The sequence below is a fragment of the Mucilaginibacter sp. KACC 22773 genome (assembly GCF_028736215.1).
Taxonomy (GTDB): Bacteria; Bacteroidota; Bacteroidia; order Sphingobacteriales; family Sphingobacteriaceae; genus Mucilaginibacter.
This window is the reverse complement of sequence record NZ_CP117883.1, coordinates 3,901,183-3,920,147: the sequence shown is the minus strand read 5'-3', so window position 1 is coordinate 3,920,147 and position 18,965 is coordinate 3,901,183. Positions and strand designations below refer to the sequence as shown.

At 42.3% G+C, this 18,965-nt stretch carries 15 protein-coding genes; 9 read left to right on the top strand and 6 right to left on the bottom strand.

The features are described 5' to 3' along the window. Positions 1-106: 106 nt before the first annotated feature. Complete coding sequence (locus tag PQ469_RS16185; protein WP_274208608.1) at positions 107-1,333, bottom strand: TCR/Tet family MFS transporter; 1,227 nt, start codon at positions 1,331-1,333, stop codon at positions 107-109. A gap of 191 nt (positions 1,334-1,524) precedes the next feature. On the opposite strand from PQ469_RS16185, the gene PQ469_RS16180 reads away from it, so the two are divergent. Beyond that, on the top strand, positions 1,525-2,709 hold the full coding sequence (locus PQ469_RS16180; RefSeq protein WP_274208607.1) for an acetyltransferase domain-containing protein: 1,185 nt from the start codon (positions 1,525-1,527) through the stop codon (positions 2,707-2,709). Positions 2,710-2,823: 114 nt separating this feature from the next. Continuing rightward, positions 2,824-4,773, top strand: coding sequence for a redoxin domain-containing protein (locus PQ469_RS16175; RefSeq protein ID WP_274208606.1), 1,950 nt, complete (start codon positions 2,824-2,826; stop codon positions 4,771-4,773). Between the two features lie 236 nt (positions 4,774-5,009). Here PQ469_RS16175 and PQ469_RS16170 read toward each other — a convergent pair whose 3' ends face one another. Together PQ469_RS16170 and PQ469_RS16165 are read right to left on the bottom strand one after the other, a co-directional pair. Further along, entirely contained in the window at positions 5,010-5,717 is a 708-nt protein-coding gene (locus tag PQ469_RS16170; RefSeq protein WP_274208605.1) for an LOG family protein, read from the bottom strand. 112 nt (positions 5,718-5,829) lie between these two features. Next, positions 5,830-7,344 carry a sodium:solute symporter gene (locus tag PQ469_RS16165; RefSeq protein ID WP_274208604.1) on the bottom strand — a complete coding sequence of 505 codons (1,515 nt, stop codon included), beginning with the start codon at positions 7,342-7,344 and terminating at the stop codon, positions 5,830-5,832. A 188-nt stretch (positions 7,345-7,532) separates the two neighbouring features. On the opposite strand from PQ469_RS16165, the gene recR reads away from it, so the two are divergent. The 3 genes from recR to PQ469_RS16150 are packed head-to-tail and all read left to right on the top strand — an operon-like array spanning position 7,533 to position 9,789. Further along, positions 7,533-8,150: a recombination mediator RecR gene (gene recR, locus PQ469_RS16160; protein WP_274208603.1), complete on the top strand. Its 618-nt coding sequence runs from the start codon at positions 7,533-7,535 to the stop codon at positions 8,148-8,150. Between the two features lie 45 nt (positions 8,151-8,195). Further along, positions 8,196-8,987, top strand: coding sequence for a glycosyltransferase family 2 protein (locus PQ469_RS16155; protein WP_274208602.1), 792 nt, complete (start codon positions 8,196-8,198; stop codon positions 8,985-8,987). After that, positions 8,974-9,789: an SDR family oxidoreductase gene (locus PQ469_RS16150; protein ID WP_274208601.1), complete on the top strand. Its 816-nt coding sequence runs from the start codon at positions 8,974-8,976 to the stop codon at positions 9,787-9,789. The genes PQ469_RS16155 and PQ469_RS16150 overlap by 14 nt, the downstream gene beginning before the upstream one ends. A gap of 57 nt (positions 9,790-9,846) precedes the next feature. On the opposite strand, the gene PQ469_RS16145 is transcribed toward PQ469_RS16150, so the two are convergent. Continuing rightward, positions 9,847-10,794: an ion channel gene (locus tag PQ469_RS16145; protein ID WP_274208600.1), complete on the bottom strand. Its 948-nt coding sequence runs from the start codon at positions 10,792-10,794 to the stop codon at positions 9,847-9,849. A gap of 416 nt (positions 10,795-11,210) precedes the next feature. On the opposite strand from PQ469_RS16145, the gene trpD reads away from it, so the two are divergent. From trpD to trpA, 4 genes are all read left to right on the top strand, one after another. Continuing rightward, entirely contained in the window at positions 11,211-12,200 is a 990-nt protein-coding gene (gene trpD / locus PQ469_RS16140; protein ID WP_274208599.1) for an anthranilate phosphoribosyltransferase, read from the top strand. A 2-nt stretch (positions 12,201-12,202) separates the two neighbouring features. Further along, entirely contained in the window at positions 12,203-12,847 is a 645-nt protein-coding gene (locus PQ469_RS16135; RefSeq protein ID WP_274208598.1) for a phosphoribosylanthranilate isomerase, read from the top strand. Next, a complete protein-coding gene (trpB, locus tag PQ469_RS16130; protein WP_274208597.1) occupies positions 12,831-14,012 on the top strand; it encodes a tryptophan synthase subunit beta in 1,182 nt (393 codons plus the stop codon). The genes PQ469_RS16135 and trpB overlap by 17 nt, the downstream gene beginning before the upstream one ends. 94 nt (positions 14,013-14,106) lie before the next feature. Continuing rightward, the gene (gene trpA / locus PQ469_RS16125; protein WP_274208596.1) at positions 14,107-14,877 is read left to right on the top strand and encodes a tryptophan synthase subunit alpha; all 771 of its coding nucleotides are present in this window, start codon (positions 14,107-14,109) and stop codon (positions 14,875-14,877) included. Positions 14,878-15,429: 552 nt separating this feature from the next. On the opposite strand, the gene PQ469_RS16120 is transcribed toward trpA, so the two are convergent. Together PQ469_RS16120 and PQ469_RS16115 are read right to left on the bottom strand one after the other, a co-directional pair. Beyond that, on the bottom strand, positions 15,430-16,050 hold the full coding sequence (locus PQ469_RS16120) for an L-threonylcarbamoyladenylate synthase (protein ID WP_274208595.1): 621 nt from the start codon (positions 16,048-16,050) through the stop codon (positions 15,430-15,432). A gap of 397 nt (positions 16,051-16,447) precedes the next feature. Next, entirely contained in the window at positions 16,448-18,574 is a 2,127-nt protein-coding gene (locus tag PQ469_RS16115) for an ATP-binding response regulator (protein WP_274208594.1), read from the bottom strand. Positions 18,575-18,965 lie beyond the last annotated feature (391 nt).

Below are 18,965 nucleotides of genomic sequence, written 5' to 3'. Positions count from 1 at the left end.
TTATTTTTTGCCTTTTAAGGCGTGTTATTACTTAACATAGCAATAATAATTGGCATTTACAATAGTGTTGTAAAACTTCGCCGGAGCAGGTAAGCCCATCGCGACTTTATGTTTGCTTCTTTTTAAAACTTCTGATAGCCAGTAATGCGGCTAACAACATCAGTATAGCGCCCAAAATAAATGGAGCCCCGGGTAAATAAAGGTGGTTTTTAAAATTGGTAAAATAGTAAAACAAGGTAGTCATTATCCATGGGCCAAATATCGAGCTTAGGCTCATGAGGCTGGTGAGGCCGCCCTGCAGTTCGCCCTGTTCATTAGGAGGTACCTGGTTGCTCATCAAACCTTGTAGCGCCGGGCCGGCAATACCGCCAAGTGCGTAAGGTATCATAAAGGCAAACATCATCCAGGTATGGGTGGCAAAAGCAAACAATATCAACCCGGTGCTATACAATAAAAGCCCCATCCATATACTGCGTTCCAGACCCAGTTTGGGCAAAGTTACCCTGATCAATCCACCCTGAACCATAGCTATCATTAAACCAATAAAACCTAACGAATAACCCACTATATCTTCGCTCCAGTTAAATTTCAGGATAGTATAAAATGTCCACACGCTTTGTACAGATTGTGCCGCAAAATATACCAGGAACAATGAGGCGGCTAAACCTATTACCGATGGATATTTTTTAAGCTGTAATAATGAGCCTAAAGGATTGGCGCGTTTCCAGTTAAATGGACGGCGATGTTCTAACGAAAGCGACTCGGGCAGGATAAAGAAGCCATAAGCTGCGTTTAATAAAGCTAAGCCAGCCGCCGCAAAAAACGGATAGTGAACATTCCATTTTCCTAAAATACCACCCAGCACGGGGCCAATTATAAAGCCGATGCCAAAAGCTACACCTATCATTCCAAAATTTTGCGCGCGTTTTTCGGGAGTGCTCACATCTGCTATATAGGCAGATGCTGTTGTAAAACTCGCCCCCGTTATACCCGCAATAGTACGGCCAACAAACAGCCAGCCAATTGATGGTGCAAATGCAAGGAAAAGATAATCGACACCAAACCCTAACAGGGATGATAATAAGACTGGTCTGCGGCCATATTTATCGCTCAGGTTGCCAATCATGGGCGAAAACAGGAACTGCATTATTGAATAAGCCAGCAGCATGAGCCCGGAATATAACGAGGCCTGGCTAACGGTACCATGTATTAATTTCTCTATCAGTTTAGGCATTACGGGTATAATGATACCAAAGCCGATAACATCTATCAGCATAGTAACAAAAATAAAGCCCAGCGCGGCCTGTGGTTTAAGTTTGGCAGGTTGATCCATAGCCGCAAAATAATGATAAAATATTATTGCTTGATATTAACTTTAAAAATCATCCGAATGTCTAAAATTCCGCCTTCACCTCTTTTTATTTCTAAAACAAAAAAAAATAGACAAATTGCAGCTTAATATCCAACACAGGGAACCTAAAGCCCGATAGCCCAAAAGATCGGCCTGAACAATTAACGATTGAAATGACAACAACAATTAAAAACAGGATAACATCCATTGATTTTCTTCGCGGCACCATCATGATCATTATGGCGCTTGACCATGTGCGCGATTACCTGTATTCGGGTTCGTTTTTATTTGACCCGCTCGATTTGGATAAAACAACCGGCATATTGTTTTTTACCCGTTGGATAACCCATTTTTGCGCACCCATTTTCATGCTGCTGGCAGGCACGTCGGCATTTTTAATGAGCCGCAAGAAAACAAAAAATGAGCTTTCTGTTTTCCTGGTAAAACGTGGCCTTTGGCTGGTGTTCCTGGAGTTGGTGGTAGTTAATTTCGGTTGGAACTTTAATATCGCCTTCCCGATGTTGCTGTTTATAACCATATGGGCTTTGGGGATAAGTATGATTGTACTTGCGGCGTTAATCCATTTGCCTAAAACCGCTATTCTTGTTCTTAGCCTTGTAGTTATATTCGGCCATAATTTATTGGATGGCGTGCATGTGGCCGGCAATAACTTAGCTGGTTTTGGCTGGGCCTTTCTTCATGATCAGCGTCCGTTTTTTTGGGGACATGAAATACTTTTGGTAGGTTATCCTATTGTACCATTGGTGGCAATTATGCCATTAGGCTATTGCCTGGGGCAACTGTTTACCCCTGAGTACGGCGTGGAAAAACGCAGGACGACTTTATTTGTCATTGGCGCTACTTCACTGGTATTATTTGTGATAATCAGGTATCTTAACGTATACGGTGATCCTGTTAAATGGACAGTGCAGAAGGATGCGTTTTTTACCTTCCTTTCGTTTATCAAAGTAAATAAATACCCGTCTTCGTTACTGTATGTTTTATTAACCGTGGGTTCGGCCTTGCTATTCCTGGCCTTTACAGAAAAGATGCAGAATGCTGTTGTTAGGGTAGTATCGGTATATGGCAGGGTACCTATGTTTTACTATATTATCCATATTTATATTATCCATTTAATCGCCCTTGTTTCGTCCGCCGTTACACCTGGCCAAAACTGGAAAATCTGGATACTTGATCAACCCATTTGGTTTACTACATCGCTTAAAGGCTACGGGTTTTCGCTGGCGGTGGCTTACCTGGTTTGGATAGTTATTGTTGTAGGCCTGTATCCGTTGTGTAAACGTTATGATGCATACAAACAGGCGCATAAAGAAAAATGGTGGCTGAGTTATTTATAGTGAATACCATAAGCTCAATTTGGTGCTATAATGAATGTTATTTATAGTTAATAAATGTTAATCGCTTTCTTTTTAGTAAATAATAGTATTATTTTAGGGGTAAAATAATTACCTATGAAATATCACAAACTGATACTGTTTGTGCCTGCCGTGCTGGCCATGCAATATACTTACGCACAAAGTAAGCTTACCCTCTCCGATAGCTATCCATCAGTTGCCGAAAAGCTAAAACTTACCTATAGCCCCGCGGGGACAGTGCTTGATGGTAAAAAGGATATCAGCGCATCTGTTTATTTTATTGATGGCAAGGATAATCCGGTTGCAGATGTCGACCTGAAAGCCAACGGCGAGTTACTTACCGGCGATTTTACAGTGCCTGCCGGCGCAAAGGCCTTTTTTATTAAGCTTGGCAGTGGCGAAGATATAGATAACAACATGGATAGAGGGTACCTGTATCCTGTTTACAAAGATAAAAAGCCTGTAACCGGCGCTTACGAATCGGAAGCTTTTATATTAACCAGCGGCCTTGGCATCAGGTATGGTAAAATAAAAGCCGATAACTATAGGGGTATTGATTTATTTAAAAAAGAAGAGGAGGTAAACCCTAAAACCGAAAAGCTGTTCGGCGTACAATATTACGCTGCATTGGCCAAAAAAACCGATGCTGAAACTCAGGCCTTGCTTGCGGCCAAAGTAAAATCACTTGAAAAAAGCGATAAGGAAAAAGATATGGTGCTGGCAGCCTACATCTTAAACTGGACCAGGCATCCCGAGTCTGCCGATTCATTAGGTAAGGTTATTAAAGCAAAATTCCCGCAGGGCGAATCGGTTTATAACGAAGCTGTGATGGCTATTTACCAGCAAAATGACCTGAATAAAAAGGATTCGCTGTACAAGGCCTTTGAGCAAAATTTCCCTTCAAAGTTAAAAGAGAAAAATGGCATGCTTGATTATGCCCGCGCTGCAATTGCTACCGGCTTTATGCAAAAAGGCGATATGGACAAATTTAACGCGTACGCAGGCAAAGTTCAAAACAAAACCAATCTGGCGGGCGGCTACAATAATGCAGCCTATGAATGGGCTAAAACAGGCGAAAAACTTGATGTAGCGGAAAAAATGTCGAAACAATCTTTAGACATTATGGCCGACCAGATGAAAAACCCTCAGCCTGGTTTGTACACATCGCCTAAAGCAGCTGCTAATAACGCTAAAGAATCATACAATAACTACGCGGATACATACGCATTCATCCTGCTAAAAGAAAAAAAGTATGATGAAGCGTTAAAATATGAAAAGGAAGTATACGCCACCAATACATATAACGATCCGGAAATTAATGAGCATTATGTGTTGATATTAAACGCGCTGGGTAAATACACCGAATCGAAAGTGGTAATAGAAAGCGCCTTAAAAGATGGCAAGGGTAGCGAAATTTTAAAAGCCGAACTGAAAAAGGCTTATGTTGGCCTGAAAGGCAGCGAAAGAGGTTATGATGAGTACCTTACTTCACTTATAAACTTTGCCAAAAACAAAAAGCGCGGGGAATTAACCAAGCAAATGATTAACCAGCCCGCATTGCCCTTTGCTTTGAAGGATTTTGAAGGCAACACCGTATCGCTGGCCAGCCTGAAGGGTAAAGTGGTTGTTGTTGATTTTTGGGCAACCTGGTGTGGCCCCTGCAAAGCATCGTTCCCTGGTATGCAAACTGCTGTAAATAATTTTAAGGACGATGCAGATGTTAAATTCCTGTTTATTGATACCTGGGAAAAAGGCAGCGACTATACCGATGGTGTAAAGAAATTTATTGCCGATAAAAAATACAGCTTTTATGTATTGTTGGACGAAAAAGGTGCCGATGGCCGCCAATCAAAGGTGGTAACGCAATTTGGGGTTGATGGTATCCCTACCAAGTTTATTATCGACAAAAATGGCAACGTCCGCTTTAAAGTTGTAGGGTTTGATGGCTCGGCCGATGGATTGGTTGATGAAGTTGCCGCCATGATTGATATGGCTAAAGAGCCCACCGCTTCGGCAAGTGTGGTGCCTAAGGAAGGCATGAAGTAATTCCTTTCTATAGAGTATCCATCGGTAAAAACCTAGAAAAAAACGTTATGACGTTCAACGGAAATAGTTAAACAAATGTTCTAAACTACCGTCATTGCGAGGAACGAAGCAATCCCGAACAATGTGGGACTTAGCATGTAGGGGATTGCTTCGTTCCTCGCAATGACGGGGAGGGTAGTTGAACAAAAAAAATGCCGCCCTGGACCAAGGCTGCATTTTTTGTGAATAATATATCCTTAAAAATTCGGTTTCAACACGTACTTGTTGTAAAAACGGGTAATATGGTCAACTGCTTCTTCGGCTGTATCTACCAGGCGATACAGGTTCAAATCATCAGGGTTAATATTATGCTGATCGGCCAGCATTTTTTCTTCTATCCAGTTAAATAAACCTTTCCAGTAATCAATACCCACAAAAATAATAGGGAAGCGTGCAATTTTACCTGTTTGAATTAATGTCATGGCCTCGAATGACTCGTCCATTGTGCCAAAACCACCAGGCAGAATGATAAAGCCTTGCGAGTATTTCATGAACATCACTTTGCGGATAAAAAAGTAATCAAACTCCATGATCTTATCTCTATCGATATATTTATTGTGGAATTGCTCAAAAGGCAACTCAATATTTAAACCTACCGATTTGCCCCCTGCCTCATAAGCTCCTTTGTTGGCGGCTTCCATAATACCGGGGCCACCGCCAGATATTACGCCATAGCCATGTTCTGTAAGCAAACGCGCGGTTTCTTCGGCCAGTTTGTAATAGTTGTTATCGTTGTGGGTACGCGCCGATCCGAAGATGGATACGCATGGGCCAATTTTGGCCAGTTTTTCAAAGCCGTCAACAAATTCGGCCATTATTTTAAATATCTGCCAGGAGTCTGTAACCTTTATTTCTTGCCAGTTTTTGTTTTCAAATGCTTGTCTTATTTTATCGTCGCCAGTCATATCCTTTTTTTAGTAGTCCGGAAGTGTTTTTTTAGTCCGAAAGTCGGAAAGTCCGAAAGTCCGGAAGTATTATTTAGTACATCGAATTTATTATTATGTTTTGTTGTTGCTTTTACCCGGTTACAACTTTCGGACTTCCGGACTTTCCGTCTTTCGGACTTTCTTTCGGACTCGAGCTCAGCCACAAGCCGACAAAGGTAATTAATCCGTTAACAATGATGAGCTCGTTGCTAAAAACATATCCGCCCAAAAGCGATTTTGATTCGGCATTTAAAAAATAGCATATAGCAGGGGATGCCACACAAATAAATGGTACCAACTTATCCCTTACCTGCCTGTTACTTATAAACAAACCAAAGGAGTAAAGCCCCAGTAATGGCCCGTATGTGTAAGATGCAACAGTAAATATGGCGCTTACCACCGCATCGTTGTTAATTGCGTTAAATATCACAATGGTTAAAAACATCAATCCAGAAAACGCAATATGCACGGTATGGCGTGTGCCTACCTTTTTTTTGCTGTTAAGATCGGTGCTTTTATTAAAGCCTAAAAAATCTACGCAAAAAGAGGTAGTAAGCGCGGTAAGCGCCGAATCGGTGGTAGCAAAAGTTGCCGCTGTAAGCCCCAGCATGAAAACCATGGCCGGTACAATGCCTAAATATTGCAGGGCTATGGTAGGGTACAGGTAGTCGGTTTTATCCACATGAATACCATATTTGCCGGCATACAGCCATAATAAGGCCCCTACACTTAAAAAGAAAATATTGATGACCACGAATACCCCCGTAAAACTGAACATGTTTTTTTGGGCTTCCTTGATGTTTTTAAGGCTCAGGTTTTTTTGCATCAGGTCCTGGTCAAGCCCCACCATGCCAATGGTAATAAATATACCACCGAAAAACGCTTTGGTAAAATGGAATTTACTGCTCAGGAAATCATTAAAGAAGAATATTTTGGCGTAACTGCTGTTTTTAATGGCATCGGCAGCCTCAAAAACATTCATATGCAGGCTGCTGCAAATAAAGTATATCGACAGAAATACCGATAACACGAGGAAGAAAGTCTGTAAGCTATCGGTAATAATAATGGTTTTTAATCCCCCTTTAAACGTGTACGACCAGATAAGGACTAAACAAATGAGCACTGTAACTGCAAAAGGAATATGGTAACTATCAAAAATAAATTTCTGTAATACAATAACCACCAGGTACAGCCGGAAGGACGAGCCGATAACCCTGCTGATGAGGAATATCCCGGCAGCGGTTTTATAGCTCCAGGTGCCCAAAGCCCCCTCAATATAACTGTATATTGATGTGAGTTTTAACCGGTAATAAAGCGGTAACAATACGATTGCGATAATGAGAAAGCCGGCAGCATTACCCAATACAAATTGAAAGTAAGAAAACTGATCGCCGGATGGCGCGCCAACCTTGCCCGGTACCGAAATAAAGGTAACCCCGCTAAGGGCGGTGCCAATCATCCCGAAGGCTACCAAATACCATTTAGAGTTGCGGTTGGCCACAAAAAAAGTATCATTATCTGATGCTTTGCGGGATGTAAGCCATGAAATAACCAGCAACACTAAAAAATAACCGATAATAAATGATAACAGTACTCCTGGCGACATAGATGTTTTATTAGTCCGGAAGTCGGAAAGTCCGAAAGCCCGGAAGTGTTTTTTATAAAACTGATGATAATTTGCAAAATACGCAAACTTAAAAACATCGAACAGGCGTTTGCAGTGTTATTATTTTTATTCTGTTAATTCTTAAATTCTGAAAATCCTGATTCAGACTTATTCCTTAACTTCGCACAATGAATTTTTCGTCCAAATTACTGGAAAATGCTGTAGCCGAGTTTGCCAAATTACCGGGGGTTGGTCAAAAAACCGCTCTCAGGCTGGTGTTGCATTTGCTAAACAAGGATAAACAGGATGTAGAACGATTTAGCACCACCGTGAGCAAGCTGCGTAACGAGATTATGTTTTGCTCGGTTTGCCATAACATATCCGACCATGCCGTGTGCGAAATTTGCTCGTCGCACAAGCGCGACCGCAGCCTTATTTGCGTTGTAGAGGATACCCGCGATGTAATGGCTATTGAAAATACCAACCAGTACAATGGCGTATATCACGTGTTAGGTGGCTTAATATCGCCAATGGATGGGGTAGGGCCATCGGATTTGCAGGTAGATACTTTGGTTGAGCGATTAAAGGAAAACGAAGCCAAAGAGATTATTTTTGCCCTTAGCGCCACCATGGAGGGCGATACCACTTTATTTTATTTAAACAAACGTATAAAATCTTTCCACATTACCATATCAACCATAGCCCGTGGCATAGCCTTTGGAGGTGAATTGGAGTACGTAGATGAGATCACCCTGGGGCGGTCTATAGCTACACGTGTTCCGTATGAAAATTCATTGTCAAAGTAAGGTATGAAACTATCTGTCATTTTTGTAAACTACAATACTTGTAATATGCTCCGGATTGCAATTGATTCGGTTGTTAGGGCCGCTGCAGGCATCAATTACGAGGTTTTTGTGGTGGATAACGCCTCGACAGACAGATCTGTAGAGATGCTAAACAATGAGTTTCCTGAAGTTAAGTTAATTGCCAACACCAGCAACCAGGGGTTAGCAAAAGCATATAACCAGGGTATTAAGGAAACTACCGGAGAGTATATTTTAGTAGTCAGTGCGGATACAATTACAGGCAAAAAAACTTTTGAGAAGGCATTGGAATTTATGGACATGCATTTGGACGCCGGGGGCATGGGAGTACGGATGATAACCCCGGACGGCCGTTTCCTTGCCGAATCAAAGCATGGTTTTACGAAACCATGGGGAATACTTTTTAAGATGACAGGCCTGGCCAAATATTTTTCCAAATCGCGCCTTACCGATGTACAGCGTAAAGATTGGGTGGAGGAGTTTCAAACTTCAGAAACAGATGTAGTGAATGGCGCTTTTATGCTGATGCGTAAAGAAGCTATCGATAAAACGGGACTGTTTGACGAGCGTTTTCATACCTATGGATATGATATCGACTTGAGTTACCGTATCAGGCTGGCCGGGTTTAAAAATTATTACTTTCCCAAAACATATATCATCAACTTCAACAGCCGTAATAATGTGAAATTTAGCTGGGATTATCTTAAGGAATTTTATGGTGCGATGATTATCTTCGCCGCCAAATATTTATTTAAGGTGCCCGAAATTAAAGTGGAGGGTTTGCCGCAGCTATTCCCTTCAACTTATGAAGTTAAATGATAAAGTTATAGTAATAACCGGGGCATCATCCGGCATCGGAAAATCATTGGCTATTGAATGCGCCAAACGCGGCGCAACTGTGGTTTTGGCAGCCCGCCAATATGTAACCCTTTGCGTAATAACCCAGGATATTGAAAGACGCTACCAAACCAAAGCCCTGGCTGTACAGTGCGATGTAACGATCGAGGACGATTGTGCCCAGTTAATTAAACAAACCCTCATCACTTTTGGTAAAATTGACGTGTTGATAAATAATGCGGGGATATCTATGCGGGCGTTGTTTAAGGATGTTGATTTAAAAGTACTCAAGTCATTAATGGATGTAAACTTTTGGGGTACGGTATATTGTACCAAATACGCTTTGCCAGAAATTACCAAAACCAAAGGCAGCATAGTAGGAGTATCATCCATAGCGGGCTATAAAGGTTTGCCTGGTCGCGCAGGATATTCTGCTTCAAAGTTTGCCATGAATGGCTTTTTGGATGCTTTAAGGGTAGAAAACCTAAAAACCGGCGTACACGTATTAACCGCCTGCCCTGGCTTCACGGCATCAAACATCCGCAATACCGCGCTTAATAATGAAGGGATAGAACAGCGCGAAAGCACCCTGGAAGAAGATAAAATGATGACAGCCGATCAGGTAGCCAGGATAATTGTAGATGGCATTGAAAATCGCTCACGCACCCTGGTTTTAACCCTGCAGGGCAAACTTACAGTATTGCTTAGTAAGCTACTGCCAGCCTTTTTAGATAAGATGGTTTATAATGTTTTTGCCAGGGAAAAGAACCCGCTTTTGAAGTAGTGAGTAGTGAGTGGTGAATAGCCAAAGCTGATCAAATTATCCATTCACCACTCACTATTAACCATTCACCAATTCATAAGTACTTATCTTACTCATATCCAAAATTGCCTGTCCGTCTTCATCACGATGAAATACAGGTACAAATTTGGCGCCCCAAACTACGTCCGAATAAATGTAGGATGTTCGGGAATGTACAGTTTGTGAAAAAGTATCATCAAAGGTTTTAAGGATGACGGATAAACTGGCCTGTTTGGCTTCCAATTCCTCCTGGGTCATGTCTTTTAACGGGCTGTTTTCATCAAGGGGGTGCACCACGGTCCAGTTTACTGTCAGAATGCTCACAAATTTTCGTTCCAGTTCCAGTTGAAAAAACTTGCGGATCACCTTGCCGTTCACTTCTTCGTTATAGCCAAATACAACCTCTATCTCGAGGTCTATCAATATATTGCGCCTTAAATTGGCCAGTCTGAACATTAGTCCCCAACCCTTATCGCGATAAGGAGCGACCAACACATTATCGCTATACAATATTTTAGCCGACGGCCTGGAGAAGCGCCCGTATAATAAACCTGTAGCTAATGCAAAGGCCAATAAACCCATCATCGATTCTAAAGCGGCCACACTGTTTGCGGCCATTCCCTTCGGACTGATGTGGCCATAACCAACAGTCGAAATGGTTTGCGCCGAAAAAAAGAAGGCATCCATAAACCTGTCAAACCCGGTATCGCCACTCCCGCCGTCAAGCACGTCGGTACCTAATGAAACATATATGCATGCAAATATGATGTTGGCTGTAAAGTACCCGCTAAAAACAATGAGCCAAAACTTTCGCCAACTCATGGTAATAAGCGAGTGGTAATTGTTTGCAGTAGAAAAACGCGGCAGGCCGGTACGCTTTACGTTAATAGATCCATCTTTATTGATAACAGGCTGGCTTTTTACTACAGGCTGGGTGCCGAAACCAAGGTCATCCTCGGGGTTTATTTTTTCTTGATGTATAGCCATTTTTTTAATTAGTGAATTATTGATTTAGTGAATTATTGATTTGGAACGCAGGTTAATATGTTGATAATCCATTAAATCAATTATTAAGCAGTTGAGTGCTTATTGCAAAGTTTCATTAAATTTTCCTAATTCACTAATTCAATAATTCACTAATTAAATTTATCTGTTTGTTTTTATAAAAACTATTTCCATATTTGTGGCATAAATGAAAACGAACGCATTAAACAATAACTGGTGGTGGCTTAACGAGATATCGTAAGGCAATTCCGTGTTTGTTTAAAAAATATATTCAAAGGAAGGGTTGCCATACGGTAACCCTTTTTTTATTAGCCCCCCGGCCCCCTGAAGGGGGAGGGAAAAAGTCGGGGGCTAGGTAATTAACAATTAAAAAGTACCCCTTTAGGGGGCCAGGGGGCATGAAACAGATACTTAATCATCTATTCGAACACAAAACCTTTAGCCGGGAGCAATCAAAAGGGATTTTGATAAATATAGCTCAGGGTAAGTACAACAACTCACAAATGGCCGCGTTTATGACGGCCTATTGTATGCGCAGTATTACCGTTGATGAGCTGGAAGGCTTTCGCGATGCCATGCTGGAACTTTGCCTGCCTATTGATTTGCAAACCGGCGAACTGATAGATTTGTGCGGTACCGGCGGCGATGGTAAGGATACCTTTAATATATCTACCCTTGCATCGTTTGTGGTAGCCGGAGCGGGGTATAAGGTAGCCAAACACGGTAACTACGGTGTATCATCGGGTTGTGGCTCGTCAAACGTAATGGAGCATTTGGGCTACCAGTTTACCAACGATGCTGATAAACTAAAACGCGGAATTGACAAAGCCAACATTTGCTTTTTACATGCACCGCTGTTTCACCCAGCCATGAAAACGGTGGCGCCCATCCGCAGGGAACTGGGGGTGAAAACATTTTTTAACATGCTTGGTCCGTTGGTTAATCCGGCGAAGCCTGAAAATCAGCTGGTTGGTGTTTTTAACCTGGAGCTGGCAAGGGTATATGCCTATCTTTACCAAAAATCAACTACTAAATATACCATAGTGAATGCTTTGGAGGGTTACGACGAGGTTTCCCTTACCTGCGATTTCAAAACCTTCTCGGCCGAGGGAGAAAAGATAAATAGCGTTGAAGCCCTGGGCTTCGAAAAGCTTAACCCATCGGAAATTGCCGGAGGTGATACGGTAAGTGCCTCTGCATCAATATTTAGTAGCGTACTTAATGGTGATGGTACCAATGCGCAAAACAACGTAGTGCTATCAAACGCTGCCCTGGCTATCAGGACTATCAACCCCGAAAAGACTTTTGCCGATTGTTTTTACGAGGCAGAAGAAGCCCTGCTGAGCAAAAAAGCACTGAACAGTTTTAACCTGCTATTGCAAAACTAAACATGAAGATAAAAGTTTGCGGTTTAAAAGATCCCGAAAATATTGAAGCGGTAGCCGCATTAAAACCCGACTACCTGGGCTTTATTTGCTACGGGCTTTCGCCCCGATATATCGGTCAATTATCTGCAGAAAGTTTAAAAAAAATACAAAAAAACATCAAAAAAACAGCAGTTTTTGTGAATGAAAGTGCAGAAATAATCGATTCTTTGATAGATGCGTACGGTTTTGATGCAATACAACTGCACGGCGACGAATCGCCGGAATTTAGTCACAGTTTTCGGGACAGGGTTACCGTGTTTAAAGCTTTTGGGTTGGACGGAAATTTCGATTTCGGCCAGCTCGATAATTACATAAACAAAGTAGACTATTTCCTGTTCGATACAAAAACTGCTGCCTATGGTGGCTCGGGTAAAACTTTTGACTGGGGGATGCTGGATAATTATAAACTGGAAGTCCCCTTCTTTTTATCGGGTGGTATAAGCCTGGATAACCTGGAAGAAATTAAAAAGATTAATCACCCGCAATTTTACGGGGTTGATTTAAATAGCCGTTTTGAAACGGCGCCGGGTTTTAAAGATACCGGTAAACTAAAACAAGCATTTGATATCATCAACAAGCAAACTATTACAAATGAAATACGGAGTTAACGAGCAAGGTTATTATGGCGATTTTGGCGGCGCCTATATCCCTGAAATGCTTTATCCAAATGTTGAGGAGTTAAGGCTTCAATATATCAACATTATTAATGATCCAGGTTTTAAAGCCGAATTTGACGACCTGCTGAAAAACTATGTAGGCAGGCCTTCGCCGCTATATCACGCTAAAAGATATTCGGAAAAGTATGGGGCCAACATATTTTTTAAACGCGAGGACCTGAACCACACCGGATCGCACAAGATCAACAATGCTATCGGGCAAATTCTGCTGGCTAAGCGCTTAGGGAAAAAACGTATTATTGCCGAAACCGGCGCCGGGCAGCATGGTGTTGCCACAGCTACTGTTTGTGCCCTGATGGGTATTGAATGCGTGGTTTACATGGGCGCAGTTGATATGGAACGCCAGGCTCCCAATGTATCGCGTATGAAGATGCTGGGTGCTACGGTAAGGCCGGCTACATCGGGCAGTAAAACCCTGAAGGATGCCACCAACGAGGCCCTGCGCGATTGGATAGGCAACCCCGTTGATACCCATTACATCATCGGATCGGTGGTTGGGCCGTATCCTTTTCCGGATATGGTGGCCCGTTTTCAATCCGTGATATCAGAAGAGACTAAAAAACAGTTATTGGAGCAAACAGGCAACGAGTTACCTCAATACGTAATGGCTTGTGTAGGTGGCGGCAGTAATGCCATGGGCATGTTTTACCATTTTTTGGACGACGAAGACGTGAAGCTGGTTGCAGTTGAAGCAGCAGGCAAAGGTGTTAACAGCGGCCACTCTGCAGCTACCACATTTTTGGGCCAGGAAGGCGTTCTGCATGGCAGCCGTACCATACTGATGCAAACAGAGGATGGCCAGGTGGTGGAGCCATACTCCATATCGGCCGGGCTGGATTACCCCGGCATTGGTCCGCAGCATGCACACCTGTACAAAATAAACCGCGCCCAATACACCAGTATTACCGATGACGAGGCGTTACAGGCAGGCTTATTATGTTCCCAAATGGAAGGCATCATTCCGGCTATTGAAACAGCCCACGCACTGGCACAACTTGAGAAAATGACATTCGAAACCGATGATAACGTTGTTATCTGTATATCCGGCCGGGGAGATAAGGATTTGGATACTTATATTAAATATTTCGGGTATTAATTAGTTGATGGTCCATGGTCGATAGTCCATGGAAGGAAATAAAATAAACAAAACCATGGTCTATGGACTATCGACTATGGACAAACAAAACACAATGAACCGCCTAAACAAGCTTTTCGCTACCAAAAAGGATAATTTGTTATCTATATACTTTACCGCGGGTTATCCCGCACTAAATACTACCGTTGATATTGCCGAGGCTTTGGAAAAAGCCGGGGCTGATTTCCTGGAAATTGGTTTCCCGTACTCGGATCCTGTGGCCGATGGGCCCACAATTCAGCACAGTTCTGAACAGGCTTTGGAAAATGGTATGACCCTCAACGTGCTGTTTGAAGAACTGACCGAACTACGTAAACGCGTTGCTATCCCAATTTTATTGATGGGCTATTTTAACCCGATAGTACAATACGGTATCGAACGTTTTTGCAAAAAGGCAGTTGAATTAGGTGTAGACGGTGTAATAGTGCCCGATCTACCGATGTATGAGTATGAAGCTAAATACGCCAATTATTTTACAGATAACAACCTGAGCAATATTTTCCTGGTTACTCCGCAAACATCCGAAGACCGTATCCGTAAAATTGATGAACTGAGCAACAGCTTTATTTACCTGCTGTCATCATCTTCCATCACTGGCGGCAGCCTGCAGCTAACCAACAGCATTGAAGATTATTACAAGCGCATTAAAGCCATGGAACTTAAAAACCCAACTATCATTGGTTTCGGTATATCGGACAACAATACTTTTAAACAAGCATGTGCCTACGCAAACGGCGCTATTGTAGGCAGTAAGTTTGTAAAGTTGCTGGCTGAGGAGGATTATATGGGGAAGATACCAGGGTTTATTAAGGGGATAAGGCCGTAAGAAATAGCACACTTTTCAGTCGTCATTGCGAGGTACGAAGCAATCCCGAACTATCTGGGACTTAGCATGTCGGGGATTTTTTCCTGTCTTATAATGATGGGTTTGTAAATGGCTTATTTTCAACGATGTGCTTTTGGTAATTTATGTCATTGCGAGGAACGAAGCAATCGCGAACTCTGTATGGCGGACCCGAACAGTTCGCGATCGCCACGCTATCGCTTATAATGACATCATTGTAAATTATTGATTATCAATATTGTTTTTTTGTAGAGACGCATAATTGCTTCTCCCGCATGCAAATCACACATGCAAATCGGCTTTGCAATCACACCTTGCAAATCCTGAATGTCCTGCGGGAGACGCAATTATGCGTCTCTACAAAAGCCCCATTTGCAGCAATGTCATTTCTGTTTTTTCCAGCCAAGCTGGTGATTACTCGCAATGACATGGTTGTTGTAAACATCTAAAGCCATTACCATTTTTTTTTCAGGCTTACCCGATGGTTCCTCACAATGACGTAAAATATCAATACAACTGGTAACCCCAGAGCACCTACAAATACATCTCCAGATCTCCTTTACCCTCACGAATTACCTCAAACTCGCCGTTGGTACAGTCAACAACAGTCGAGGCTACGTTATCGCCGTAGCCGCCATCAATCACTATATCAACCAGGTCTTCATATTTTTCGTGGATCAGTTCCGGGTCGGTTGAGTATTCGATGATATCGTCGTCGTCGCGGATAGAGGTTGATAGGATGGGGTTACCTAATACACGTACAATTTCTCGGGCAATATCGTTGTCAGGAACACGGATACCAACCGTCTTTTTGTTGCTGCTTAATAGCTTGGGCACCTTATGGCTGGCGTTAAATATAAAGGTAAACGGGCCGGGCAATGCTTTTTTAAGCACACGGAATGTTGTGTTATCTATCGGTTTAATATAATCAGATATGTGGCTTAAATCATAGCAGATAAATGAAAAATTAGCCTTCTCGGGTTTAATATTCCTGATTTTGCAAATTGCTTCGATAGCTTTGTGGTTGGTGATATCGCAACCAAGCCCGTAAATGGTATCTGTAGGATAAATAATCAATCCGCCTTTGCGCAGCACTTCAACAACCTGCTCTATCGCTTTAGGGTTCGGGTTTTCGGGATATATTTTAATGAGCATATTTAATAGACAAATATACGCTGAAGTAGTTTAAAAAATGTATGGTTATATAAACAACGAACGTAAATGTGTTACCGTCCGAAGTCATATAAATCGAACAGTGTGATTTAATTGCAAGTGTGTGTACCGGTACGGGATGAAACGCCCTGAAACGCCCTGAAACACCCTGAAACACCCTGAAACACCCTGACACGGGGCGGTACGGGGTGGTACACTACCAATGGTTAATGTTTTTAACCCGGGGTAAATTTCGGATTTAGCCCAAGTATTGCGTAGTTAGTGACGCAAAGGGCGACTTATGATCAAAAAGGATTGTTTGTTAAAACCATAAATCTGCCACCCTGCAGGCAGCCACTCAAGGCGCTAATGGGGATTTGCGGGTACTCAAATTCTACCATCAATGCAAGTTCCCCGCTTGCGGCTTCAATACCTTAACAAGTTTACCCACCAATTGGGTATCTACAACAGATTTTTCAATAATATCAGCAAAACCCATCTTTAAATAGTTTTCCGCATCTGCCGGTACGCCACTTATAGCAATTACAGGTAACTTATTAATGGAGGTGGTTGATTTTTGCAAGGCCGTCAACAATTCGGCTACATCTGTTTCTTGGGCAGGCACGGCTGTAAGCACAACGTTTACATCATTTTTGGCAATTATCTCTAATGCTTGTTTTGCGTTACCTGCCTGTAAAAAATTAACATTCCAACGGGCCAGTATCATTTTTAACGACATCAAATCAAGCTCATTGTCGTCAACTGCCAAAATGGTAATGCCATTCAATAACAATGCAGGGTCAAGCGTGTCGGGTTTAACAACAGCCTCGTTATTGCTTTTTTGATACTGAATGGTAAAACTAAACGTAGTGCCTGCCCCGGGTTTGCTATCTACGGTAATATGCCCGTCTTGCAGCTTTATCAGTTGTTTGCAAATAAATAGTCCCAGCCCGGTACCTGCCTTTCCGTTTGATGAACTGGTTTGATAGTATTTTGAAAACAAATTGGACTGCTGCTCCGGACTAATACCATCCCCGGTGTCCCTGACATCAACAATCAGCTTATTTTCCGGGCCAACCAATTCGGCTATTACCCTGATGCCGCCTTCCTTGGTAAATTTAATAGCGTTGCTTAGCAGGTTAACCATAATCTGTTTCAGCCTAAGGCTATCGCCCAGTAAAATAGCGTCTTTGTCGCCTTTAAAATGGTAATCTAATGTTAACCCCTTTTTAGTTGCGCCAAACTCCATGCTTTCAACAACTGTTTTTAGTGCATCATCAGGATTAAAAGGTTCCGTGCTAATTTTAAACTCGCTGTTTTCCATTTTTGCTGCATCCAGGGTGTCGTTCAGGGTGCGCAGCAGCATATCCGATGAGTGCTTGATAGAATCGAGCATGTCAGCTTGTTTTTTAGCCAGGTTGGTTTTACCAAAAATGTAAAGGAAGCCCCTGATGGCGGTAAGCGGGTTACGTACCTCGTGGCTCATATGCAAAAGCAGGTCCATCTTTTGTTGAGCAATGGTAACCGATTGTTCAATTTCTTTGTGTAGCAGCAGTTCGGCCCGGTTAAGCTGAATGATAAATAGAATGAGTAGCGTAGCAAACACAAGCACCAGGAATAAAGCTATAAGCGAGAAGGTATTCAACAATCCCGTGGTTTCCTGGTAGTTTTTAAACAATATATCCCTGAACTCGCTGGTCGCGTTGTAATTTAATTCTTTTATGTCATTAATAATGCGCTCCAGCTCATTGCTGATATGCGAATTCAGGACAATCAGTTCGCGCTGCATCGTTATCAGCTTTAGGTTTTGTTGCTGCAATTGCCTCAGGCTGCTGGCGTAAGCTTTCTGATCCTTAGTTAATAGCTTTTGTGTAGATGCATTAACCTCCTTTAAATTGTTGCGATGGTTAATCTCTATTGCAGATATCGTCTTGTCGTCCTTATTGTTAATGGCATCTTTAATTCGTTTAAAAAGACTCCTTTTGGCTGAAGGCGTTATTTTTTTAACAGTATCTGTTTGAATTTTTAATGATTTATTGGCGTTGCCGGAAAGTTCCTGCGCATACTTGACGGCTTCGATGTTAAATGCAGCATAAACAGTAAGCAATGAATCAAAATTGTGCTTGAGCCCAAAGAGCTGGTTAGATAGGGCTAACTTTTTTTGGTACCACGACTTTATTTTTTTGCTTTGTACGATGTTAAGGCTGCTTGTATCGGCATGTGCTTTAAGCAAAGTATCCAGTTCGTTAAATGCCGAGATTAGCTTTGTTTTATAATCGTCGCTATTTTTACTGTTAGTATTGAGTAAAGACGCCTGGAAATCGTCTTCGGCCTGGTGCAGTAATAACAAAATATGCTCGGGATGATGATTCCCCTGGTCCATATTATTGGCCAGTTTAGAAATATTCGCTAACTTTTTAGTAATCGACGTGCGGACAATAAGCGCTGTAACTGAAAAAATGATGGCGAAGGCAAGGAACGCAAAAAGAATTTTTCGGGCTAAAGTTTTGGTATACGTTGTTGGCATAAAATTGCGTTTGGCACAACTACACAAAGTATAGTTAGGGCGGCAAAATTATCAAAAATTAAGCGCATTTAATTGGTAATGTTGGCAATAGCCAGGAAGCATTTAATGACGTGTTTATTTTTCAACTGTGAGCGGGCCTGTCACGCTGAGCCTGTCGAAAGGTCGTGCGGAAAAGGCCTTCGCCCGCAACGCTTCGTAGGCTATCTTTGATGTGTTTGGGTTTACATAAACATTAGCTTGAACGCTGGCTACGACTCACCCGGCCGACGCTCCGCTGGGCCACCCTCTCTCAGGCTTCGCCGCAAGGAGGGTGAGGAATAAAAAAATAGTTTTCTTCGCTCCTCTATGCGCGAAGTGGCCGTTGCGCAACTATTGAGACTGTTATACAGAC